Raw genomic sequence first — 22,088 nt, 5'->3', positions numbered from 1 at the left:
CTACTAATAACCTCATTAAGGTCATCAAGCGCAATGCTTTTGGCTTCCGGAACTTTGAAAACTTTAAAACTAGAATCCTCATTGCTTTGAACATCAAAAAGGAGAGAACCATGTTGGTCCTCTCCAGGTTATAACTTTTCATCAACCCACTACAGTTGACAAAGAGCCTTTTATCTATATTTTCGTTTTCCTGCTAAAGCAAGTAGTCCAATACTTGCACCAAGCACTGCTAAGAGATTCGATTCTTTCGTTCCAGTATTTGGAAGTTGTTTCTCAGGTTCTGATTTTGCATTTGTAGCTTGTGCAGGCGCTTGATAAGTTTTATCGTCTTTAGTTCCTACAGTCACTTTCTCTGCTTTGTAATTAACCACATTCCCACGACCGTCTACCACTGGTACTGGTTGGTAACCTGCTTTTTCTAGCTCTTTACGTTTTTCGTCTGCAAGTGCAGCCAAGCGTTTTGTTTCTGCTTCTTCATACTTCGCTTTGGCAGTTTCGTAAGTAGTCTTAGCTTGATCTGCTGCAAGGCTCTTAACTTCATAGTCTACTTTAGCTTCGTTTTGTGCTTTATAAGCATCTTTAAGCTCTGCTTCTGCTTTTTCAAGTTCTGCTTTTACTTCTGCCAAACGAGTATGCGCACTGTTAAGGTCTGCAAGCTCTTTTTCGGCTTGTTTAACTTCTTCTTGTGCATCTTGAAGTGCTTTCTTAGCATTAGATACCGCTTTGGCTTTGCTTGAAGCGATTACTTCAAGATTTGCCATCTTATCTTCTTCTGCTTTAAGTGCCTCTTGTGCAGTTTGAAGAGCTTTCTCAGCGTCTTTCAATTTTGCTTGTGCATCTTTAAGAGCTTCTTCTGTAACAGCTGCTGCTTGCTTTTCTTTAGCATCAGCAACTCCATTTTGTTCTTGAGTGACTTCTGCTTGTTTTGTACCAACAGTTTTGCCTTGAATAGCTACATTACGGTCTGCATCATCTTGTTCAGTTTGCGCAGAAGATACCCCTTGTTCAGCAGTTGGAACGCTTGCTTTAGCAGTTTCCACTTTCTTTTCTGCGTTTTGAATCGCTTCTGGTGTTGCTTTGTCAGCAATCTTTTGAGCATCGTCTTTAGCTTGTTTCAAGCTTTCAACTTTCTTTTCTGCTTTATCAGAAGTTTCATTCGCTCGATCCAAAACCTCTTTTGCCTTATCGGCATCTTCTTGGGTTTGTTTAGCAGTAACACCAAGTTCAGCGACTTCTTCCTTAGTAGGAGTTTTCACTTCTACTGGTTTTGGTGTTTCTTTTTCAACCAATGCTGGTTCGTTTTTAGCATCAGTAATGTTAAACGCTGGCTCAGTTTGAGCAGTACGAACACCACCTGCATTATCTACATTGGGTTCAGCTACCTCATTTGCACTTACAGTTGTTGCAAGGCCCGTTGCTGCTATGGCAGTCAAAGCAATCAATTCTTTTTTCATAGGTTTCCCCTTTTTATTTTTTTATACCTTCATTATACCACAATGTACAACTTTTTAAAGTCATTTTATTAAAATATAACTATTTAAAGTCTAAAAAATGCAGTCGTTTGACTGTATCATGTAAGTATCGAGGTACTACATGGTCAAAAATAAAAGTAATTTGCAAGACTACATTTCTAAACGCATCCGTTTACTCAGAATAGAAAGAGGATATACCCAAGAACAATTAGAGGAAATGGCTGACTTAGGAACAAATTATGTTTACAAATTAGAAAATCTATCAACAAACTTAAAGATTCAAACTCTAGAAAAAGTCATGGAAGCATTAGAAGTAGATTTAGACACTTTCTTTGATATCCAACTGAAAGAAGAAGACTCCAAAATATCCCGTCTGATTGACGAATTGAAACTTCTTCCTACAGAACAAAGATCTCGTGTACTAGATGCACTACTGCTAATTCTGAAAGAAGTCCAATAGAAAAAAACTATCTACTTTCTAAAAAAGAAAGATAGATAGTTTTTTTATTAGTTTGAGGCGCTACTGCTGCTGTCAGAAGTTGTTTCGCCTTTGATGTATTGTGTAAAGATATTTTGGAAGGCCGGATCTTTAACTTTAATGTTGGCATCTTGCAATTCTTTACTAATAACACCTTGAACAAAGGTTGCATCATTTTGTTTTTGAGTCAAAATGATTGTTTTAAGTTTTTCTTTATAATCATCCAAGTTTGAAGATTTTTCTGACTTCTTCGTCAACTTAACAATGTAGAAACTACTTGTATAAGCTTGAGTTCCTGGAGCAGTGATGACATCTGAAATTCCGTTGACATCAAGCGCAAAAGCTGCTTTCTTAACTACGTCTGGTAATTCTGTTGATGCAGAGTCAAAAGTAATTTCTCCACCATTTTCTTTTGTCTTTTCGTCTGTAGAATTGTCTTTTGCAAGTTGTGCAAAGTCAGCTCCAGACTCTTTTGCTTTGGCAAGAACTTCCTTAGCCTTATCTTCACTATCAAGTTTAATAATTTGAGCCGTTACTTCTGGAGTATATTCTTCAAAAGCTTTTTTGTAGTTTTCATCTGTCAATTCAGCTTCAGCTGCTTTCTTAACAGCATATTCAACTAATTTACTTGTACGAATTTGAGCTTTACGGCTTTCTGCAGTCATACCTGAACGGGCGAGAATTGTTTGATAGCTATCACCGTATTTCTTTTGTTCTTCTGCAACTGCATCATCTACTTCTTTATCACTTACTTCTGAACCATATTGTTTTTCAAAAACTTTTTGAATGGTCATATTCAGCAAGACTTGTTGAGCAGTCGCATTATTTTTGACTTCTTCAAAGAATTGATGCTCAGTAATAACATCGCCTTTCATGCTAATCAAGTCAGTTCCTTCAGAACTGTTTGAACAAGCAGCCAAAGTAGCTACTGACAACAATGTGATGGCTCCTGCCATTAGTTTTTTCTTCATGTTTACTCCTTTTGTTCACTAAATAAAGGTTTACCTTATCTATTTTACCAAATTGTCTTAAAAATATCTGAAATCAATCAATATCAGGCAGTTCTACTTCTGCTTGATTCTTTCTCAGCATGAGAATTCCGTCTCCAAGAGGAACCAAAGTAGCGGTTAATCCTGGATTGTCCAAAGTCGCATCAAATAATCTTTGCAAGCCACGATAAATCGTCCGTTGTCCACGTCGGACTTCCATAATATCCCTCGCAATATCTCCTCCTTGGAAAATATCATCCAAGACAACGACTCCACCTACTTCGAGGTGTTTGAGGATTTCTGGTAGAAAGACGATGTATTTGGACTTGGCAGAATCCATAAATACAAAATCATAGGTCTCAGTCAACGTTGACAGGACATCTACCGCATCACCTTCTAAGAGAGTGATTTGTTTGCGGCTATCAAATTTTGCAAAATTTTCTTTGGCAAAACCAATCATCTCAGGATTTCGGTCAATAGTGGTAATTTTTGAATTAGGTGAATGCTCTGCCATTAAAAGTGCTGAAAATCCAATAGCCGTCCCGATTTCCAAAATGTTTTTTGGTTGAATGGTTTCCATAAGGAAACGAAAATAAGCGACGGTTTCGTGAGGGATGATAGGAATATTCTCCTTGCGAGCAAAGTTTTCTAGCTCTTTTAGGGAACCCGTCACCTGCTTTTGTCTGTGGCGCATGAACTCGACAATCTCATGCTTGACAACAGGACGTCGCATGTTATGATTGGCATTTTTACTATAAGACTTTACCATCTGTCTTATGCCAATCCTAATTTTTCAACAAGAGCTTCAAACTCATCTAAACGGCGTTCAAAGACAGCAAAGGCATCGTTGAGGTAGTCTTCCTTCTCCATATCAACGCCTGCTTTTCTCATGACATTAAGTGGATAGTCTGACTTCCCTGCCTTGAGGTAATCGATATAGCGATCACGATCTTCTTGGCTACCATGTACAATCTTTTCAGCCAAGGCTGAAGCTGCTGCAAAGCCTGTTGAATATTGATACACATAGTAGTTGTAGTAGAAATGTGGAATACGAGCCCATTCATATTGAATTTCAGGATTGTCTTCTTTACTCAAACCATAGTAAGCTTCATTCAAGTCAGCATAAAGCTCATTTAAGAACTCACTAGTCAAAACTTCTCCATTTTGGTCAGCTTGGTGGATAGCGTGCTCAAATTCAGCAAACTGAGTTTGACGGAAAACTGTACCACGGAAGCCATCTAGGAAGTTGTTTAAGATTGCAAAGCGAGTTGCATCATCTTGAACTTCTTGCAATAATTTTTCTGTCAGTATGTTTTCATTAGTAGTTGAAGCAATTTCTGCTAAGAAAATTGAATAGTCTCCATAAACGTATGGCTGGGTTTCACGTGTATAGCTAGAATGCATACTGTGACCAGTCTCATGTACAAGAGTAAAGAGATTATCTAAGTTATCCTGCCAGTTAAGGAGCATAAAAGCGTTGGTATCATAAGAACCGCCAGAATATGCACCTGAACGCTTGCCTTGGTTTTCATAAACATCAATCCAACGTTCGTTGAAGGCACGTTTAACTCGGCTCAAGTAATCCTCACCAAGAACTGCCAAAGCTTCTTCTGCCTTCTTCAAGGCCTCCTCATAAGTAAAGCTGTATTCCACTGAAGACAATGGTGTATAGACATCGTACATTTTGAGGTCAGGAATTCCCAAGATTTTTGAACGTAGTGCAAGATAACGATGCAAAAGTGGCAAGTGTTTGCGAACTGCTGACACTAGATTGTCATAGACGCTTTCTGGTACAAAGTTAGCCGCAAGAGCAGCCTGACGAGCACTCTCATAATTGCGCACTTTAGCACGGTAGTTTTGAACTTTTACATTTGTCTGCAATGTCTTAGCATAGGTGTGCTGGAACTGCTCGTAAGTAGCATAAAGTGCTTCATAGGCACAACGACGTACTTCACGATTTTTTGATTCCATCAAACGTATGTAGGTTCCGTGAGAGAGTTGCACTTCATTGTCTTCGTCATCCAAAACGTAAGGGAAAGTAAGGTCAGCATTGTCTAGGATAGCAAAGGTTTCACTTGCCGATCCAAAGATTTCACTGGCTCCTGCAAGCAATTCTTCTTCACGCTGTGAAAGAACATGATCTTTCTTTTGTAAGAGCTGATCAAAAAAGTGTTTATAGAGCTCAAGTTTAGGTTCAGCAGCCAAGAAAGCAGTCATTTGTTCCTCAGTAATCTCCATAAACTCTGGCTCGTAGAAAGAAAGTGCCTGATCAAGCTGGCTATAAATCGTCATAGCCTTAGCATAGTATTCTTGATACTTAGCTTCGCGCGTGTCTTGGTCATTTTTCATATGCGCATAGACATAAAGCTTCTCCAACTGGCGTTCTAACTCTAGAGAACGTTCAGTGATTTCAAGCAAGCTATGAGCGCTGTCTAAAAGATGACCTACATATTGGTCAACTGTTTCCACTTCCTCTGACAGTTGGTTGAGGGCATCTTCCCAAGCCTGATCAGTAGCAAAGATCGTTGATAGATCCCATTTGTCTTTTTCATTTATTTCATTTCGTTGTAATACCATAAGATTCCTCCATCCTTTCTATTTTACCACATTTTTTAAGAAATATTGCTGATAAAAAGCTGGGGGATAGAGCTTTTGTAACTCTGTTTGAGGATTTTTCTGATAATAAATTCTAAAGTTGCGATAATAATCACTAATATCCTGTTTAATTTGACAAAAAGAATCGTTTTCTATCGGCCTTACTTGAGGATACCAGTCCTGATTCTTCAGATTCAAAAGGTTCTCCCCTCTCAAGTATGCCTGAGCTTGTTGCTTCATCCAATAGGGATTTTGATAATAGAGTTGTTTTTGAATGTAACGACAAATGTTCTTATCTTGTTCGACCGAAAAAGTGATAAGATTTTGTTGCTGATAAGGAGTCCGTAATATTTCTAGAAGATTTCCTTTGTCATAAGAAAATTCCTTGACTTGATAATGGAGTTCCCCTTTCAAATCTTGGTGAAGGAGATACTTGAGTCTCAAAACCTGTTTTTTATGGTCTAACTCCCAAATATGAAAGCCCATGTTATTACTAAAGTAAAGAAAATCTCTCTGAAGTTTACTTAGACGCTCTCTTATCCAGAGCTTTTCCCCTAGTAGCCAAAGAACTTGAAGTCCCAACCTTCGATAACCATTGCTCCTATCCCTCAAAAGGTCACAAGAAATGGGACTGCACTGGATTTCTAGAGCTAGTTGCTTATTGATAAAGATATCTGCGATTTGCTTCAGTCCAGGTATGGGATATTCCATCTCAACTTCATCATTCTCCTTAGCCCAATAAAACAGTCTTTTCTTGTTTTCCAGATGCTCTGATCCTTCATTTTCATGGAAAAAATCACATTTTTTGAGACTTTCATGGGCAAAATGCGTTCGTACATTTTTCCCTTTTCTCAAGCGGACACTTGTTCCACAAGCTGGACAATAATAAGCTTGTTTGACTAGTTCATCCTCCAAGGCATTGACTAGGCTCCCTTTTTCATCTCTAGCTAAAAACATAAAACCTCCTTTTCTACTTTATTCGAAAAGGATAAGAAAAAGGCTGAGCTATTCCCAACCTTCATCATTTTATGAGTTTAAAGCTGCAGGCGACTTTCTAGAGCTTGCGTCAACACTTCAGAATAGTTCACCGTTTCACGATCCGCCAGTCTGACTAGCCACTCTGGAACCGTAACATTCTTCCGAATCGCCTTATTATTCTTTACAAAAGGCAAAGGATTTACTTGAATCAAAGTTACAAATCCATCAGGAGCTTTCAACTGAGAAATATCACTGGGTTTAGGTAGGTCCAGACCCTCGTCAATATAAGAAGCTAAGACACTCTCGAGCATTTCATGAGCATTTTTCATGGCAAGTTCAATCGTTGCTCCTTCTGTTCCACCTCCAAATTCGGGAAATTCAACCCAATATCCAGTACCTTCCCTATGAAAAATAGCAGGATAAGATTTTAGCATAACACACCTCCACAATTTCCAAATCTACTACAAGTCCAAATCCTTTAATATCTTTCTCTCTAAACCTCTTCCCAGATCATCATTACCATGGACTGGAATCGTGACAAGATAGGGAACTCCTTCTTTCTTAAAATGATGATGACTTCCCCCTCTTACGAACTTCAATCCATCCATTTGCAAGAGCTAATTTTACCATTTCCTTACCTGTAATGGGCATTTATAGTCACCTTTCTAGTTTAAATTATACTTATAATGCGTATGTCTGTCAATCTTACATCTAATCTATTCGTAAAATATGAAAAAAGGTCAGGAAATTTCCCAACCTTTATAGACGATTATTTTACTTTTTTAGCTAACATAGTTGCAAAGCGTAGTTGGATACGATTGCCATTTTCATCACGACGGTGGAGATGACCAGGATTTTCATTGTACTTGATCAATTCCCAGTCCTTGTAGTAATTGGCCAACTCCCCTTCTTTAAAAATGAATGGGAAGTTCACTGAGCAAGGATAATCTTCTGTATCCATAGCACAAACGATAAGATTGTAGCCACCAATAGAGGTTTGTTCTTGCATGTTTCGGATAATAGCTGGAATGCGATCTGCTTGTAAAAACATGAGAACAACCGTTGATACGATAAAATCGTAAGTTTGTCCAATGCTAGCTGAATTGATATCGTAGATACCGACAGGCATTTCTAAATCTTCTTGTTCCACAATGCTTTGCAAGATTTCAAGAGATAGCTCATTTTGATCTACAGCTGTGACATCAAAGCCATGTTGAGCGAGAAAGAGTGCATTTCTTCCTTGACCACAACCCAAATCTAGTGCCTTACACGGTTTTACCGTCTTCATAGCTTCTAAGACTTCCGAATGAACTGGATTAGTATTGTATTTCTTAGGGAAATAATCCTCAGGTTTACAATAAAATTCCAAGTACCATTCTACATCATCTGTAGCAGCTTCTACACGGTGCCAGGCTTGAGGCTGAGCCATGGGATTATTGGCACCCGCTTCAAAGAGGTGCTCAACTATAATTTCTCCCTCTTCAGTTAATTCAATAAATTTAAGGGTTCCTTTTAATACAGTGATTTTGCCCCAGGTTCCAACCTTAGTATTGTGTTTTCTTTGAACACCTTCAGGCATGGTGTCTTTATTCCAGACAGGCATGCGTTTATAGGCAACTAGTTTTTCCATTTAGTTCACTCTTTCTATCGGTGGTTAACAGCTTTCATAACACGCGCAATATCACGATCTTGCTCACGTCGTTTGATAGACTCACGTTTATCGTAATCATGTTTCCCTTTTGCAAGTCCTAAAAGTAACTTGGCATAGCCATCTTTGATATAAACTTTAAGAGGAACCAAGGTCATACCTGTTCCTTTGGTTTCTTGCTCCAATTTCTGGATTTGTTTTTTGTGAAGGAGAAGTTTACGACGACGTTCGGGTTCCTGATTCCAGATATTGCCCTCTTCATAAGGTGCAATATGCACATTGCTCAGCCAAACTTCCCCATTTTTCACTTGGGCAAACCCATCTTTCAGATTGATGCGGGCTGCTCGAACACTCTTAATTTCAGTTCCTGTCAGGACCATTCCTGCTTCTAGCGTATCTACGATTGTATAGTCGTGGTGCGCTTTTTTATTTTGCGCGACGACCTTTCCCTCGCCCTTTGCCATACTTAGCTCCTTTCTTTGCTACTTCCTTATAAAAAGGTTTCTTGCTCTTTTTCTTTTTATCTTTTGGAGAATGCTTGCGCTTATCACTTGAGCGACTAGCTTTTCTCTTGTCTTCTTTCTTATCTGAACGACGACCTCTATCCTTACGACCAGAGCCTTTCAGACCTTTTTCAATCACATCAAATTCACTTGGAATAAAGGAGAAATCGATCTCACCAGTCATCTTATCCGCTCTTTCAACGCGAATGCGAATCTGCTGACCTACACGGAAGGTAATACCTGATTTCTCCCCACGAAGGGTTAAATCACGTTCGTTAAAATGATAAAACTCAGGCAGATTTGTAATGTGAATTAAGCCTTCAACTGTATTTGGCAATTCAACAAAAAGACCAAATTTAACAATACTTGAAACAACTGCATCATACTCTTCACCAACGTACTCTTCCATGTATTCAGCTTTTTTCATGGCTTCGACTTCACGCTCTGCTTCGATAGCACGGCGCTCACGGTTGGAAGACTGGATGGCAATCTCAGGAATAACCTGTTCAAAATGATCTGCTACATCCTTAGAACGTCCATAGTCACGAATCATCCGGTGAACCAAGAGGTCAGGATAACGACGAATTGGGCTGGTAAAGTGAGTGTAGTAGTCTGCAGCTAATCCATAGTGACCGTGATTATGCTCAGAATAACGAGCCTGCTGCATCGAACGCAGAAGCATCATGGACAATACATCCGCATATGGCTCTCCTTCAACAGCACTCATGATATCTTGGAGGGCTTCCTGACTTATCTCACTGGCAGTTCCATAGATTCGTAATCCAAAACTTGAAGCATAATCAATAAATTTCTGAACTTTTTCAGCTTTAGGTTCCTCGTGGATACGATAGATAAAAGGTAGGTCCAGCTTACTAAAGTGCTCGGCAACTGTTTCATTGGCAATCAGCATAAAGGACTCAATCATACGTTCTGCAGTCCCACGATGACGAAGAACAATATCAACTGGCTTCCCTTTTTTATCTACTAAAATCTTAGCTTCATTGGTATCAAAATTTAAAGCACCACGCTTAATTCGCATACTTTCCAAAGTCTCATGGAGCTTGGCCATAAGTTCGATACTAGGAACGATTTTCTTATAGTCTTGTCTCTTCTCCTCATCACCTGCTAGGATGTCATTGACATCACTATAAGTCATACGGAAACTTGTCTTGATAACAGTCTGAGTAATTGTGTAATTACGAACACGACCATTTTTGTCAATTTCCATAATAGCAGACTGGGTCAAGCGGTCCACTTGAGGATTGAGGGAACAAATACCATTTGAAAGGCGTTCTGGTAGCATTGGAACTACACGGTCTGTCACATAGACAGAGGTCGCACGATTGAGAGCTTCCTTGTCAAGAGCAAAACCCTCTGTCACATAGTAGGAGACATCGGCAATGTGAACTCCTAGTTCGATATTTCCATTTATCAATGGTTTGATATGAACAGCGTCATCCAAGTCCTTGGCATCAGCTCCATCAATCGTAAAGGTAATTTCATCTCTTAAGTCCAGACGACCTTCCATATCCTTCTCAGATGGCGCATCAGGAACCTTTTCTGCTTCTTTAAGAACATCCTCTGGAAACTCAGATACAATATCCATAGATTCCAAGACCTCAAGGACATCAATCCCTGCATCCGTTGAATGTCCGACAACATCTAAGACACTAGCGACAAAGAAATCGTGTTTCTTACTTGGGTACTTATCGATAAAGACCTTGAGTACTTCTGTCCCTTCTAGTTTGAGAGATGGCTTTTTCACATAAATCGGTTGACTTATTTTTTGGTTTTTAGAACGGATATAACCTGCATACTTTGGTTTCTCTTCATCGAGAATAATTTGCCCAACAACTGTCGTTAGACTGTGCTCTAGGATGTCGACAATCTTTGCTTCTGCTGCAGTTCCTTTGTTACGGTCAGCAACTTTCTTAATGACAACTTCAACAGTATCACCATCTATGGCATAGTTAACATCACTTTTTCCAACAAAAAGATCGTCTTCTTCACCTTCAAGACTCACAAAACCGAACCCATTTTTATGCGCATGGAAAATTCCTTTTAGGGTAATCTCATGTTTTTTCTTCTGTTCTAGGGTTAAACTACCATCTTCTTCAAAGCGAATCTGGTGCTTACGTTCCATCAAGGAAAGAGTTTTGATTAACTCACGGAAGTCCTTCGAACCATCCTTCCCGAGAGCACTGGCCAAGTCATTGACTGTGACTCGTCCCTTTTCTTGTATATATTCTTTTATTCTATCTTTCATGTTTTCTTTCTAGATTTATAATATTTTCTTTTTGGTGTAAAACCTTATTTCTTTTAAAAATAAAAATAGGCAAAGACCTAGTCCCGCCCATTATTTTCTTATCTACTTGATAATACCGTCAATGCTAAGGCAATGGCTAGCCAGAAAAAGACTAAAATTCCTGTCAAACGTTGCATCACAGCTTCAAAACCGCGCGCTTTGCTACGTTCAAACAAATCACCTGCACTGGCATCAAATACATTGCTAGATTGGTTTTTGGTTGGTTGCATGAAAATCGCAATCACAATCACAACAGATAATACTAATAAAATGGTTAATAATAGGTTATACATATCAAACTCCTTAAAATCCCTATTATTCTACCATAATTTCTACTTAGATTCAAGATGTAGAGTCACTTTTCTTTCTTTAGGGCAATACTTTAAGACCTCAATCTTGTCTGGATGGGTTTTGGAGTTCTTACTGGTTAGATAATTGATGCTGCCACAAGAGGAGCATTTGAGATTGATTTTTACTCGCACTAGATTTCCTTCACTTTTAATAATGTTCTAAATTGGATAAGATTAAATAAACAACTGAGAGCTACACAAAGAGCTGTTGCATAAAATACTGAGTGATAGCCAAATTGTCCCGCTACTGCTGATCCTGCTAAGGGACCTATCACTCCTCCTAGATAAAAGAAGACTTGATTAAAGGCAAATACCCTTGAAATGCCAACTTTAGGAGTCATTTTGCTTAGGAGAGCATTGACACCAGGGATCAGAGCTCCTGTTCCCAGACCAAATAGAAAACGATAGAAGCCTAATTGGAATGGGCTAGTCGCATTTGCACATAATAGATATATAAAAACTGAATATACCTGAGCTAGGACAAGTAGTCGATGATTGCCCACTTTATCACCTAATTTACCCATGATACCTGCACTCATCATACTTGAAAATCCCATACTGGATACAATCAAGCCAGAGACAAAAAGAAGGTTCTCTTTCTGTCCCAGATCTCGTACATACAGGGCAAGGATAGGACCGATAGATTGGGCAGCAAATTGAATCACAAAGCTAGTTAGAAATAAATTTATCAGGAGAAAAGGATATTTAACAGAAGTAAAGAGCTCTTTTGTAGGGAGTGCTTTTTCTTTTGGCACTGGTTGAAAGTTTTCTTTGATAAAAAGAATGGTTAAGATAGCAGCTAAGAACAGGAAACCACCAACCAATAAAAAGACATTTCGAATGCCAAAAATTTCGGCAATGAAACCACCGACAAAGGGACCAGTCAAAGTTCCAGCGACAACACCAGTTGATAAAGTCCCTAGAGCGTATCCCGACCTATCTTTGGGGACTTGACTAGCAATTAAAGCTGTCGCATTAGGTACAAATCCTGTAAAAACACCATTAAGAAAGCGTAAGAACAAGAGCCAGAAAACGTTTGGAACAAAGGCCAGACCACCCATAGTAATAGTCATGGCTAGCCCTGCACGAATCATCATGGGTTTTCGACCATACTTGTCTGCTAAGATACCCCAAATTGGTGATACAAAGGCTGCAGAAATGGCTGAGACTGATATAGCTAAACCTGAATAAAAGGCAACTTGATCTCCTTCAATTCCTAACTGTTCGACAAAAATAGGCATGAAAGGAACAACGAGAGAAATGCTGGCTCCTGTTAAAAAGCAACCAAACCAAGCAATACGAAGATTATCCTTCCAGCTAATCTCTTGCATGGGCATCGCCTCCTTCAAGTAAGGTCACTACTTGACTCAAAAGCTGCTCTCGACTGCCGTTATTGTCTAATATATAAGTAGCAAATTTCTTCTTTTCTTCTAAAGGCCACTGTGAAGCTAAACGAGTTTCAGCTGACTCTTTGGATAACTGATCACGGTTCATTAAGCGATCCAGCTGGGTATCTCGGCTTACATAAACTAGCCAAGTTTCATCGAACCATGAAGCATAGTCCTGTTCAAAAAGCAATGGAATATCCATGAAAAACACGTCCTCAGTCTGAGATAACTTGTCTCTCAAAGAGCCCAATTCTTCACGGATGATTTGTCCTTGAGTTTCTTTAGACCATTCTCTATCCTCAGAGTTAGAAAAGATAAGACTGGCTAGTAATGGACGATTCAGTTCCCCATCTTCTAGAAGGACTTTTTCACCGAAATGCTCTACTAAAATCTGAAAAAGTCGTCCACCAGGTTTTTGAAGTTGGTGGACAAGAGCATCCGCATCTACCACTTCAAACCCTTTTTGTCTTAGAAAATTTGTGACGGTGGACTTCCCAGATGCAATACCACCAGTGATTCCGATAATTTTTCTCATCACTTTCTCCTTTGACATTTTGGACAAAAATGGGTTCCACGACCACCGAGTTGAATTTTTTCGATAATGGATCCACAACGTGAACAAGCTTGTCCAGCTTTATCATAGACTTGATGAAAGTCTTGCATGGTCCCATCTTCGCCAAATGCATTGGTATAGGTGCGAATGGTTGAACCGCCTTTCTCAACAGCCTGCCCCAAAACTTCAATGGTTTGATCATGGACTTTTCTAGCCTCTTGGGCGCTTAAACTTTTAGAAGTTCTAGAAGGATGAACTTTCGCTCTCCAGAGAACTTCATCCACGTAGATATTCCCCAATCCAGCAACCAAAGTCTGATCGAGAAGATGTGATTTGATAGGCTTTTTAGATTTCTTCAAGGCACCTCTAAAAATCTCTAAGTCAAAATCTTGTTCAGTAGGTTCTGGTCCAAGCTTTTTAGATACAAAGTAAGCATCTAAGAGTTCAGGAGCAAGCAATTCCATAGTGCCAAACTTGCGTACATCCTCGTAGACTAGAGTGCCTCCATCTTCAAAATGAATCAAAACATGGGCATGCTTACGTTCAGGGGCTTGACCTGGATAATAAAAATACTTGCCTTCCATCCGTAGATGAGAAATCAAGACCTTATCTGTCAGGAAGAAAAGTAAATACTTGCCACGGCGCCCCATCGATTGAATCTCTTGACCAGGCAATTCTTTCTGAAACTGATCCAAATCTGTCTTAATCAACTTAGGATAACGAATGTCAAGACTAGCAATCTTCTTCCCTAGAATCAGTTTTTCAAGACCTCGTCGAACCGTTTCGACCTCAGGTAATTCAGGCATAACTCCTCCTTCTCTAAAAACAAGAAGCAGGCTACTGCCCACCTCTTCTTAATATTCTTTTTCATTATAGCCAAAGTCAGCCAAATCTAGCTTCTTATCTCGCCAGTTTTTCTTAACCTTGACCCAAGTTTCTAGGAAAACCTTGTCCCCTAGCATAAGCTCGATATCACGACGGGCCATAGTCCCAATTTTCTTGAGCATGGCACCACCTTTACCGATGACAATCCCTTTTTGGCTATCACGTTCGACCATGATAGTTGCTCGAATATGAACCTTGTCTGTATCCTCGTCTCTTTTCATTGAGTCCACCACTACTGCAACTGAGTGTGGAATTTCTTCACGAGTTAAGTGTAAGACCTTTTCACGAATCATCTCAGAAACCAAGAATCGTTCTGGATGGTCAGTAATTTGATCCGCAGGGAAATATTGGAAACCTTCCTCAAGATTTTCACTGAGAATATCGACTAGACGAGAAACGTTATTTCCCTGAAGGGCTGAAATAGGAACAATTTCCTTGAAATCCATCTGATTACGGAAATCATCGATTTGAGCCAAGAGCTGGTCTGGATGAACCTTGTCAATCTTATTGACCACCAAAATTACAGGAACTTTAGCAGCTTTAAGACGTTCGATAATCATATCGTCGCCCTTCCCACGTGGTTCATCAGCAGGCACCATGAAAAGTACGGTATCCACTTCACGAAGTGTGCTATAGGCAGACTCCACCATAAAATCTCCAAGAGCCGTCTTAGGCTTGTGAATACCAGGTGTATCGATAAAGACAATTTGTTCCTTATCAGTGGTGTAAATCCCCATGATTTTATTGCGCGTTGTCTGCGCCTTATCACTCATGATGGCGATCTTTTGCCCCATGACATGATTCAAAAAAGTTGACTTCCCTACATTTGGACGTCCTAAAATGGCTACAAAGCCTGATTTAAATGTCATAATTTCCTCTTACTGTTTAAAATAATAAATCCCAAATCCGTGGGAGAAAGATGAGTGCACCTGTCAAAGCGGCAAAAAGAGAAACCACAAGCACGGCACCAGCTGCCATGTCTTTAGCTTTCTTTGCCAACATAGAAAAGTGATAGTGACTAGCCAAATCTACTACATTTTCAATAGCTGAATTAATAATCTCAAAAGCTACTACCATGAAAATGCTTAAAAGTAGAAATAACCATTCGATTCGTGACACCTGAAAAACAAAACCTGCAAGGACAACTATTAGAGCCGTCACTGCATGCTTTCTCATATTACGTTCTTCCTTAATCGCAGTAAAAATCCCTGTAATGGCAAATTCTAAACTGGAGATTAGGTCACGATTTTTCCATTTTCGTTTATTGTCTTGTGAGTCCATAGGCTGTCAAAATTTCTTCTTGTAAACCGAACATCTCCGCTTCTTCCTCGGGAGTGTAGTGATCATAGCCGTTAATGTGTAAAAAGCCGTGCACTGCCAAGAAGCCCATTTCACGTTCAAAACTATGACCGTACTCCTCAGCTTGCTCATGTGCCTTATCAATGGAAATGAAAAGCTCACCGATATAAGCATCAAATTCTGACATCACATCTGCCAAGTCGGGATCATTTTCCAGATCTTCCTCATCAAAGGCAATCTCTAACTCCGGCTTGTATTCAAGACTGATGACATCTGTTGGACGATCGGTATCACGAAACTCTAGATTGAGTTCATGGCTTCGTTCGTTGGTCACAAATGTGACCGCCATTTCCTTGTCTTCTTTTCCAATTTTTTTTGCAGCAAATTCTAAAATTTCCTGTGTTTGTTCTAAAATTTCTTTTGAAACTTGTCCAGTTTCATCTACCATTTCAATATACATGTGCTTCTCGATTCTCTTTACTTGGCTTTATTATATCACATTTCTATGATTTTATTCTACCTTTTTGATATAATACTATGGAATACATTCACGAGGAGAGAACCATGTCATTTGATGGATTTTTTTTACACCACATGGTTGAGGAATTGCGAACTGAACTACTAAATGGTCGCATCCAAAAGATTAATCAACCCTTTGACCAAGAATTGGTCCTGCAAATCCGTAGCAATCGTAAAAGTCATCGTTTGCTCCTGTCTGCCCACCCAGTTTTTGGTCGCATCCAGTTAACAGAGTCTACCTTTGAAAATCCTGCTCAGCCATCTACTTTTATTATGGTATTGAGAAAGTACCTTCAAGGAGCAGTTATTGAGTCAATCGAACAAATCGAAAACGACCGTATTGTGGAAATCACAGTTTCCAATAAAAACGAGATTGGAGACCATATCCAGGCCACACTCATCATCGAAATTATGGGGAAACACAGCAATATTCTCCTTGTAGATAAGTCTAGTCACAAAATCCTTGAAGTTATCAAGCATATCGGTTTCTCTCAAAATAGCTACCGTACCTTATTACCAGGTGCTACTTATATCGCTCCTCCAAGTACAGAGTCTCTGAATCCTTTTATGGTCAAGGACGAAAAACTCTTTGAGATTCTACAAACCCAAGAGTTAACTGCTAAAAACCTTCAAAACCTCTTTCAAGGTTTGGGAAAAGATACAGCAACCGAGTTAGAAAGACAACTGCTTAATGATAAACTAGCCACTTTCCGGAACTTCTTTGGACAAGAAACCGAACCTTGCCTAACAGATAAATCCTTTTCTTGTGTGCCTTTTTCTAGTAAAACAGCGGAGAATTTTGACAGTCTTTCACAATTACTTGATATCTATTATAAGGATAAAGCCGAACGTGATCGTGTCAAACAGCAGGCTAGCGAACTCATACGTCGCGTCGAAAACGAACTACAAAAGAATCGTCAAAAACTAAAGAAACAGGAAAAAGAACTTCTGGCTACCGAAAATGCAGAAGAATTTCGTCAAAAAGGTGAGTTACTAACCACTTTCCTTCATCAAGTTCCCAATGATCAAGATCAAGTCATTTTAGAAAACTACTACACCAACCAGCCTATCACGATTGCACTTGATAAGGCTTTAACTCCAAACCAAAATGCTCAACGCTACTTCAAACGCTATCAGAAATTAAAAGAAGCTGTTAAATACTTGACTGACCTGATTGAAGAAACCAAGGCAACCATTCTCTATCTAGAAAGTGTCGAAACTGTCCTCAATCAAGCCGGACTCGATGAAATTGCTGAAATTCGTGAAGAATTGATCCAAACAGGATTTATCCGTAGAAAACAACGCGAGAAAATCCAGAAACGTCAAAAACCTGAGCAGTATCTAGCTAGTGATGGAAAAACGATCATCTACGTGGGGCGCAATAACCTACAAAACGAGGAATTGACCTTTAAAATGGCCCGTAAAGAAGAACTCTGGTTCCACGCTAAGGACATCCCTGGAAGTCATGTTGTTATCTCAGGCAATCTCAATCCTACTGATGAGATTAAAACAGACGCAGCAGAACTTGCAGCCTACTTCTCTAAGGGACGTCTCTCAAACCTCGTTCAGGTGGATATGATTGAGGTCAAAAAACTCAACAAACCAACTGGTGGAAAACCTGGTTTTGTCACCTATACTGGGCAAAAGACCCTCCGTGTTACACCCGCCCCTGAAAAAATTCAGTCCATGAAAATCAAATAAAGTCTTGTATACTGGTGGGCTGTTACTGCTATAGACTCAAATTAAAATGGGAGGTGCGTTCAATGCTACGGCATATCAAATCTATTTTAACCATTATATTCGGAGCTGCCATTTATGCCTTCGGACTCACGTATTTTGTTGTGCCCCACCACTTATTCGAGGGTGGAGCAACGGGAATCACCTTGATTACCTATTATCTCTTTAACATCCCTATCTCCGTGATGAACCTGTTAATCAATATCCCGCTCTTTATTCTAGCCTGGAAAATATTTGGTTCAAAGACTCTGTACACAAGTTTGCTCGGAACCATTTCCTTATCCATTTGGTTAGCAATCTTTGAAAAGATTCCTCTCCACTTTAATCTTGAAGGAGATTTGGTTATCGTTGCCTTGGTTGCCGGTGTTCTTTTGGGACTTGGTCTAGGTGTTATCTTCAATGCTGGTGGTACCACTGGTGGAACAGATATCGTCGCTCGAATTCTCAACAAGTACACCAATATCTCCGTTGGAAAATTACTCTTTGCACTAGACTTCCTTATCCTAATGCTCATTTTAATTATCTTCCAAGATCTTCGTCTCGTAACCTATACACTTTTATTTGACTTCATCGTCTCTAGAGTTATCGACTTGATTGGTGAAGGTGGATATGCTGGTAAAGGATTTATGATCATCACCCAAAAGCCTATGGAGTTAGCTGATAAAATCAATGAAGAGCTCGGTAGAGGTGTCACCTTCATTTCTGGGCAAGGCTACTACAGTCAAAAAGATTTAAAAATTATTTACTGTATCGTAGCAAGAAATGAAATGATTAAGATGAAAGAAATGATACATACCGTGGATCCGATGGCCTTTATTACCATCACTGAAGCACACGAAATTTTAGGAGAAGGGTTCACCTTCGTAAAAGAAGAAACTTCATAACATCTAGATATCAAAAATGAGGCTGGGACAAAAGTCCTAGCCTCTCAATTGTCTTTGGATTGTCGAGCAAGACGCAGTGGTTGAGTGGGCTCTACTTCGCTGATTTCATCAGAGTTTACAGCCCTACTCAACTGTGCGGAGGTGGGACGACGAAATCGAATTCTAACGAATTACCGATTTCTGTCCCACTCTCATTTTTTTGATGATAAAAACGGAAGAAGCAAATCCCCCGTTTCACAAATCATTATTTTTCAGCTGTCAATGCTGCCATAGTGATGTAGTTGTATGGTTTATTGAAGTGTGGCAAGAAGAATAGGTCTGTCAAGGCCAATTTTTCAATTGTAACGTGTTCTTGGATAGCAAGTGAGAACATGTGGATTCCCATAGCGATTCCAGGATCACGTGATACCATTTGAGCACCAAGGATTTCACGGCTATCTTTGTCGAAGACAATCTTGATAGCTACTTCATGGTTGTCATGTTTCATAAATTCTGGTTTTTGAAGATCGTTGAAGCCAGTTTCAGTTGCATTGTAACCTGCAGCTTTTGCTTTTTCAAGTGTCAAACCAGTTGAAACCATGTGAAGACCATAGATAGAGATACCATTTGATCCTTGAACACCGATTCCTTCAAGTTCATGTCCACAAGCGTTGTAAGCACCTACGATACCAGTACGAACTGCGTTTGATGCAAGAGCGATGTAGCTAGTGTCTTTACGAGCGTTATCATAAACAGTCGCACAGTCACCCACAGCGAATACACCTGGGATAGATGTTTCTTGTTTTTTGTTAACAAGGAAAGCACCGTTGCGGAAGAGTTCAATCTTACCATCAGCAAGAGCTGTGTTAGGACGGAAACCAACTGCAAGGATAACCATATCAACGTCAAAGCTTTCTTTGTCAGTGATCAAGCGTTCAACTTTACCATCACCTTCGATAGCTTTAACAGTTTGACCAAGTGCCAAACGGATGTTGTGGTCTTCCAAGTTTTTAGCCATCAATTGAGTGAAGTCTTTGTCGTAGTAACCGTTCAAGACTGTGTCTACGATGTCAACAAGGACAACTTCTTTTCCAAGACGTTCGAATGCTTCAGCAAGCTCAACACCGATATAGCCACCACCAACAACAGCGATACGTTCAAGGTGTTTGCTCTTGTCAGCAAGTTTATTAATCACTTCTTCAGCGTTTTGGTACAATTTAACGAATTGTACATTTTCAAGAGTAGCTTTGAACTCACGGTTATCTTTAACAATTTCAACACCTTCAATTGGTGGCAAGATTGGTGTAGAACCAGTTGCAAAGATCAATTTTTCGTATGATTCTTTGTGTTCTTTTCCGTCAACTTCTGCAGTAACAACTTTGTTGTCATAGTCGATTGAAAGAACTGGTGAGTTCATGTAAACTTTAGCACCCTTTGCTTCCAATTTTTCTTTATCTGAATAGAAGAGACCTTCTGGACCATCGATTTGCTCACCAATCCATAGAGCCATTCCACATCCTAGGAATGAAATGTTTGAGTTTTGGTCAAAGACAACGATTTCATTTTCACTTCCAAAATTGTCCAACATAGTGTTGATACAAGCAGTTCCAGCGTGGTTAGCGCCCACGACTACGATTTTACTCATAAGATAATTCCTACCTTTAAATTTTTTATTTACCTTCCTAGTATATCATTTTCTGTGAGCGTTTACAAGTTTTTTACTTATTTTCCTTTATTTTTGGAAATATCGACAACATATATTAATTTATTTTCAGCGCTTTCAAATTTTATTTTAAGGAAATTTAGTTTGTTTGAGCATATTTCTTGACTTTTTGTAAAAAACAATTTGTGAAAACGCTAACTTTATGATATTCTATTTATATGGAAATGAAATATAAATCTTCAGATTGCTTTCATATCTGGATTTACAACTATTTCCAATTGATTTGAAGGGAGTTGATTTTTTGCCTTTCAGTTCATTATCTGAACGGTTAATGGGAACTACGATTACTATTTCCTTGGTACATGAACAAGCGGATAATCTTCTCCGTCAAGCTTTTAATTTGCTCAAGGAACTTGAATTTCGATTTAATGCGAATAGCACCGAATCGGAATTGATGGAAATTAACTATCAGGCGGGAATTGCCCCAGTTAAGGTCCACCCTGATTTGTTTGAACTGATTTCCTTAGGTTTAGACCATAGTCTAGCGCCTGGAAGTCATCTCAATATCGGTATCGGTCCCTTGGTTCAAACCTGGCGTATTGGTTTTTCCGATGCGAAAGTTGCTAGTCCTGAAGAAATTTCTTCCGTTTTACCATTGATAGAGCCCCGTTTTATCAAGCTTGATTCAATTGATTCTACTGTTTTTTTAGAAAAAAAAGGGATGAAAATTGATTTAGGTTGTTTAGCGAAGGGCTATAGCGCAGATAAGGTTGCTACTTTCTTAAAAGAAAATGGTGTCACTTCTGCTCTTATCAATCTTGGGGGAAATATCCTTACCATTGGCAATAACCAAGCCAGAAATGGACAACCTTGGCAAATTGGTATTCAAGACCCTAATCATCCACGTGGTAATCACCTGATGACCTTATCTATTACTGGAAAATCCGTTGTTACTTCTGGAATTTATGAACGGCATCTTGAAATCGATGGAAAGGATTATCATCACATTTTCGATAGTGAAACTGGCTATCCTATTGAAACGGATTTGGCTAGTTTAACGATTATATCTGACCGCTCAGTTGATGGTGAGATATGGACCACACGATTGTTTGGCCAACGTAGCGCTTCTATCATTTGGCAAATCGAAAATATCGATGGAATCGAAGCCATCCTTATTGATAAAGATGGACATATCGCTTGTTCATCCGGTATCCAAAGATAAATAATAAATAATGCAAAAAGAGAAAGGAAAGCTCATGCTAAAACTTATTGCTATTGTAGGAACTAACTCTAAACGTTCCACAAACCGCCAACTGCTTCAATATATGCAAAAACACTTTGCTGATAAAGCAGAAATCGAATTGGTAGAAATTAAAGACCTACCAGTCTTCAACAAACCAGCCGACAAACAAATCCCGGCTGAGGCTATGGAAATCGTAGCTAAAATCGAAGCAGCTGATGGTGTTATTATTGGTACTCCAGAATATGACCACTCAATTCCAGCTGTACTTATGAGCGCCCTTGCTTGGATTTCTTACGGAGTATTCCCACTTTTGAATAAACCAGTCATGATTACTGGTGCTTCATATGGTACTCTTGGTTCTTCACGTGCTCAATTGCAACTTCGTCAAATTTTGAATGCGCCAGAGATTAAAGCGACAGTTCTACCTGACGAATTCTTGCTTTCTCATTCTCTTCAAGCATTTGATAAGAATGGTGACTTGGTAGATCTTGATGTTATCAAGAAATTGGATGCCATCTTTGATGACTTCCGTATCTTTGTCAAGATTACAGAAAAATTGCGTAATGCACAAGAACTTCTTCGTAAAGATGCAGAAGAATTTGACTGGGAAAATTTGTAAG

24 protein-coding genes and 1 pseudogene are annotated in these 22,088 nt (G+C 39.3%); 6 read left to right on the top strand and 19 right to left on the bottom strand.

The window, feature by feature from the left end; genetic code table 11:
- The coding region (locus QM877_RS05310; RefSeq protein WP_414317776.1) for a transposase at nucleotides 1-134 on the top strand (134 nt) is incomplete at its 5' end.
- A 36-nt stretch (nucleotides 135-170) separates the two neighbouring features.
- Here the strand turns inward: QM877_RS05310 and QM877_RS05305 are convergent.
- On the bottom strand, nucleotides 171-1,454 hold the full coding sequence (locus QM877_RS05305) for an LPXTG cell wall anchor domain-containing protein (protein WP_414317775.1): 1,284 nt from the start codon (nucleotides 1,452-1,454) through the stop codon (nucleotides 171-173).
- 139 nt (nucleotides 1,455-1,593) lie between these two features.
- On the opposite strand from QM877_RS05305, the gene QM877_RS05300 reads away from it, so the two are divergent.
- Nucleotides 1,594-1,932, top strand: a complete 339-nt coding sequence (locus tag QM877_RS05300; protein ID WP_414317774.1) for a helix-turn-helix domain-containing protein — start codon at nucleotides 1,594-1,596, stop codon at nucleotides 1,930-1,932.
- Nucleotides 1,933-1,979: 47 nt separating this feature from the next.
- Here the strand turns inward: QM877_RS05300 and prsA are convergent, their stop codons facing one another.
- From prsA to ybeY, 17 genes and pseudogenes are all read right to left on the bottom strand, one after another.
- Nucleotides 1,980-2,921 (bottom strand): peptidylprolyl isomerase PrsA, encoded by a 942-nt coding sequence (gene prsA, locus QM877_RS05295; protein ID WP_045763302.1) that lies wholly within the window; start codon nucleotides 2,919-2,921, stop codon nucleotides 1,980-1,982.
- A gap of 73 nt (nucleotides 2,922-2,994) precedes the next feature.
- Nucleotides 2,995-3,708, bottom strand: a complete 714-nt coding sequence (locus QM877_RS05290) for an O-methyltransferase (RefSeq protein ID WP_414317773.1) — start codon at nucleotides 3,706-3,708, stop codon at nucleotides 2,995-2,997.
- Between the two features lie 5 nt (nucleotides 3,709-3,713).
- A complete protein-coding gene (gene pepF / locus QM877_RS05285) occupies nucleotides 3,714-5,516 on the bottom strand; it encodes an oligoendopeptidase F (protein ID WP_414317772.1) in 1,803 nt (600 codons plus the stop codon).
- A gap of 18 nt (nucleotides 5,517-5,534) precedes the next feature.
- Nucleotides 5,535-6,491, bottom strand: a complete 957-nt coding sequence (locus QM877_RS05280) for a competence protein CoiA (RefSeq protein ID WP_414317771.1) — start codon at nucleotides 6,489-6,491, stop codon at nucleotides 5,535-5,537.
- A gap of 77 nt (nucleotides 6,492-6,568) precedes the next feature.
- Nucleotides 6,569-6,946, bottom strand: a complete 378-nt coding sequence (locus tag QM877_RS05275; protein ID WP_414317770.1) for a type II toxin-antitoxin system HicB family antitoxin — start codon at nucleotides 6,944-6,946, stop codon at nucleotides 6,569-6,571.
- A 27-nt stretch (nucleotides 6,947-6,973) separates the two neighbouring features.
- Nucleotides 6,974-7,163 (bottom strand): annotated as a pseudogene (locus tag QM877_RS05270) (type II toxin-antitoxin system HicA family toxin).
- 118 nt (nucleotides 7,164-7,281) lie between these two features.
- A complete protein-coding gene (gene tehB, locus QM877_RS05265; RefSeq protein WP_414317769.1) occupies nucleotides 7,282-8,142 on the bottom strand; it encodes an SAM-dependent methyltransferase TehB in 861 nt (286 codons plus the stop codon).
- Between the two features lie 14 nt (nucleotides 8,143-8,156).
- The gene (gene smpB / locus QM877_RS05260; protein WP_001051741.1) at nucleotides 8,157-8,624 is read right to left on the bottom strand and encodes an SsrA-binding protein SmpB; all 468 of its coding nucleotides are present in this window, start codon (nucleotides 8,622-8,624) and stop codon (nucleotides 8,157-8,159) included.
- Complete coding sequence (gene rnr / locus QM877_RS05255) at nucleotides 8,587-10,929, bottom strand: ribonuclease R (protein WP_414310564.1); 2,343 nt, start codon at nucleotides 10,927-10,929, stop codon at nucleotides 8,587-8,589. Before rnr ends, smpB begins: the two co-directional genes overlap by 38 nt.
- A 98-nt stretch (nucleotides 10,930-11,027) precedes the next feature.
- On the bottom strand, nucleotides 11,028-11,261 hold the full coding sequence (secG, locus tag QM877_RS05250; RefSeq protein ID WP_000282514.1) for a preprotein translocase subunit SecG: 234 nt from the start codon (nucleotides 11,259-11,261) through the stop codon (nucleotides 11,028-11,030).
- A 39-nt stretch (nucleotides 11,262-11,300) separates the two neighbouring features.
- On the bottom strand, nucleotides 11,301-11,450 hold the full coding sequence (gene rpmG / locus QM877_RS05245) for a 50S ribosomal protein L33 (RefSeq protein WP_001809104.1): 150 nt from the start codon (nucleotides 11,448-11,450) through the stop codon (nucleotides 11,301-11,303).
- Nucleotides 11,450-12,649: a multidrug efflux MFS transporter gene (locus tag QM877_RS05240; RefSeq protein WP_414289534.1), complete on the bottom strand. Its 1,200-nt coding sequence runs from the start codon at nucleotides 12,647-12,649 to the stop codon at nucleotides 11,450-11,452. Before QM877_RS05240 ends, rpmG begins: the two co-directional genes overlap by 1 nt.
- Nucleotides 12,636-13,241, bottom strand: a complete 606-nt coding sequence (gene coaE, locus QM877_RS05235) for a dephospho-CoA kinase (protein WP_371559154.1) — start codon at nucleotides 13,239-13,241, stop codon at nucleotides 12,636-12,638. The genes QM877_RS05240 and coaE overlap by 14 nt, the downstream gene beginning before the upstream one ends.
- Nucleotides 13,241-14,065 (bottom strand): DNA-formamidopyrimidine glycosylase, encoded by an 825-nt coding sequence (mutM, locus tag QM877_RS05230; protein WP_414310563.1) that lies wholly within the window; start codon nucleotides 14,063-14,065, stop codon nucleotides 13,241-13,243. Before mutM ends, coaE begins: the two co-directional genes overlap by 1 nt.
- A 48-nt stretch (nucleotides 14,066-14,113) precedes the next feature.
- On the bottom strand, nucleotides 14,114-15,013 hold the full coding sequence (gene era / locus QM877_RS05225) for a GTPase Era (RefSeq protein WP_045763311.1): 900 nt from the start codon (nucleotides 15,011-15,013) through the stop codon (nucleotides 14,114-14,116).
- A 16-nt stretch (nucleotides 15,014-15,029) separates the two neighbouring features.
- Nucleotides 15,030-15,425, bottom strand: coding sequence for a diacylglycerol kinase family protein (locus QM877_RS05220; RefSeq protein ID WP_000378151.1), 396 nt, complete (start codon nucleotides 15,423-15,425; stop codon nucleotides 15,030-15,032).
- Nucleotides 15,406-15,903, bottom strand: a complete 498-nt coding sequence (ybeY, locus tag QM877_RS05215) for an rRNA maturation RNase YbeY (protein WP_414310562.1) — start codon at nucleotides 15,901-15,903, stop codon at nucleotides 15,406-15,408. Before ybeY ends, QM877_RS05220 begins: the two co-directional genes overlap by 20 nt.
- 104 nt (nucleotides 15,904-16,007) lie before the next feature.
- Between ybeY and QM877_RS05210 the strand changes: the two genes are divergently transcribed.
- Entirely contained in the window at nucleotides 16,008-17,663 is a 1,656-nt protein-coding gene (locus QM877_RS05210; protein ID WP_414310561.1) for an NFACT family protein, read from the top strand.
- Nucleotides 17,664-17,725: 62 nt separating this feature from the next.
- Nucleotides 17,726-18,583 carry a YitT family protein gene (locus QM877_RS05205; RefSeq protein WP_414317768.1) on the top strand — a complete coding sequence of 286 codons (858 nt, stop codon included), beginning with the start codon at nucleotides 17,726-17,728 and terminating at the stop codon, nucleotides 18,581-18,583.
- A 244-nt stretch (nucleotides 18,584-18,827) separates the two neighbouring features.
- Here the strand turns inward: QM877_RS05205 and nox are convergent, their stop codons facing one another.
- Nucleotides 18,828-20,207 carry a H2O-forming NADH oxidase gene (gene nox, locus QM877_RS05200; protein WP_049548660.1) on the bottom strand — a complete coding sequence of 460 codons (1,380 nt, stop codon included), beginning with the start codon at nucleotides 20,205-20,207 and terminating at the stop codon, nucleotides 18,828-18,830.
- Between the two features lie 319 nt (nucleotides 20,208-20,526).
- On the opposite strand from nox, the gene QM877_RS05195 reads away from it, so the two are divergent.
- Nucleotides 20,527-21,447: an FAD:protein FMN transferase gene (locus QM877_RS05195; RefSeq protein ID WP_075230810.1), complete on the top strand. Its 921-nt coding sequence runs from the start codon at nucleotides 20,527-20,529 to the stop codon at nucleotides 21,445-21,447.
- A gap of 34 nt (nucleotides 21,448-21,481) precedes the next feature.
- Nucleotides 21,482-22,087 (top strand): NADPH-dependent FMN reductase, encoded by a 606-nt coding sequence (locus tag QM877_RS05190; RefSeq protein ID WP_414317767.1) that lies wholly within the window; start codon nucleotides 21,482-21,484, stop codon nucleotides 22,085-22,087.
- Nucleotide 22,088 lies beyond the last annotated feature (1 nt).

The sequence above is a fragment of the Streptococcus infantis genome, assembly GCF_047463655.1.
Lineage (GTDB): Bacteria > Bacillota > Bacilli > Lactobacillales > Streptococcaceae > Streptococcus > Streptococcus infantis_Z.
Note: the sequence above shows the minus strand (reverse complement) of the source record. Positions and strands in the feature narration are given on the sequence as shown.

What these genes read in the sequence shown, in the direction of transcription:
- QM877_RS05275 (WP_414317770.1), bottom strand. Translation starts at nt 6,946, where the DNA reads ATGCTAAAATCTTATCCTGCTATTTTTCATAGGGAAGGTACTGGATAT.
- pepF (WP_414317772.1), bottom strand. Translation starts at nt 5,516, where the DNA reads ATGGTATTACAACGAAATGAAATAAATGAAAAAGACAAATGGGATCTA.
- ybeY (WP_414310562.1), bottom strand. Translation starts at nt 15,903, where the DNA reads ATGTATATTGAAATGGTAGATGAAACTGGACAAGTTTCAAAAGAAATT.
- tehB (WP_414317769.1), bottom strand. Translation starts at nt 8,142, where the DNA reads ATGGAAAAACTAGTTGCCTATAAACGCATGCCTGTCTGGAATAAAGAC.
- rnr (WP_414310564.1), bottom strand. Translation starts at nt 10,929, where the DNA reads ATGAAAGATAGAATAAAAGAATATATACAAGAAAAGGGACGAGTCACA.
- prsA (WP_045763302.1), bottom strand. Translation starts at nt 2,921, where the DNA reads ATGAAGAAAAAACTAATGGCAGGAGCCATCACATTGTTGTCAGTAGCT.
- QM877_RS05205 (WP_414317768.1), top strand. Translation starts at nt 17,726, where the DNA reads ATGCTACGGCATATCAAATCTATTTTAACCATTATATTCGGAGCTGCC.
- QM877_RS05210 (WP_414310561.1), top strand. Translation starts at nt 16,008, where the DNA reads ATGTCATTTGATGGATTTTTTTTACACCACATGGTTGAGGAATTGCGA.
- QM877_RS05280 (WP_414317771.1), bottom strand. Translation starts at nt 6,491, where the DNA reads ATGTTTTTAGCTAGAGATGAAAAAGGGAGCCTAGTCAATGCCTTGGAG.
- coaE (WP_371559154.1), bottom strand. Translation starts at nt 13,241, where the DNA reads ATGAGAAAAATTATCGGAATCACTGGTGGTATTGCATCTGGGAAGTCC.
- QM877_RS05240 (WP_414289534.1), bottom strand. Translation starts at nt 12,649, where the DNA reads ATGCAAGAGATTAGCTGGAAGGATAATCTTCGTATTGCTTGGTTTGGT.
- mutM (WP_414310563.1), bottom strand. Translation starts at nt 14,065, where the DNA reads ATGCCTGAATTACCTGAGGTCGAAACGGTTCGACGAGGTCTTGAAAAA.
- QM877_RS05300 (WP_414317774.1), top strand. Translation starts at nt 1,594, where the DNA reads ATGGTCAAAAATAAAAGTAATTTGCAAGACTACATTTCTAAACGCATC.
- secG (WP_000282514.1), bottom strand. Translation starts at nt 11,261, where the DNA reads ATGTATAACCTATTATTAACCATTTTATTAGTATTATCTGTTGTGATT.
- QM877_RS05305 (WP_414317775.1), bottom strand. Translation starts at nt 1,454, where the DNA reads ATGAAAAAAGAATTGATTGCTTTGACTGCCATAGCAGCAACGGGCCTT.
- QM877_RS05220 (WP_000378151.1), bottom strand. Translation starts at nt 15,425, where the DNA reads ATGGACTCACAAGACAATAAACGAAAATGGAAAAATCGTGACCTAATC.
- QM877_RS05290 (WP_414317773.1), bottom strand. Translation starts at nt 3,708, where the DNA reads ATGGTAAAGTCTTATAGTAAAAATGCCAATCATAACATGCGACGTCCT.
- smpB (WP_001051741.1), bottom strand. Translation starts at nt 8,624, where the DNA reads ATGGCAAAGGGCGAGGGAAAGGTCGTCGCGCAAAATAAAAAAGCGCAC.
- QM877_RS05190 (WP_414317767.1), top strand. Translation starts at nt 21,482, where the DNA reads ATGCTAAAACTTATTGCTATTGTAGGAACTAACTCTAAACGTTCCACA.
- nox (WP_049548660.1), bottom strand. Translation starts at nt 20,207, where the DNA reads ATGAGTAAAATCGTAGTCGTGGGCGCTAACCACGCTGGAACTGCTTGT.
- era (WP_045763311.1), bottom strand. Translation starts at nt 15,013, where the DNA reads ATGACATTTAAATCAGGCTTTGTAGCCATTTTAGGACGTCCAAATGTA.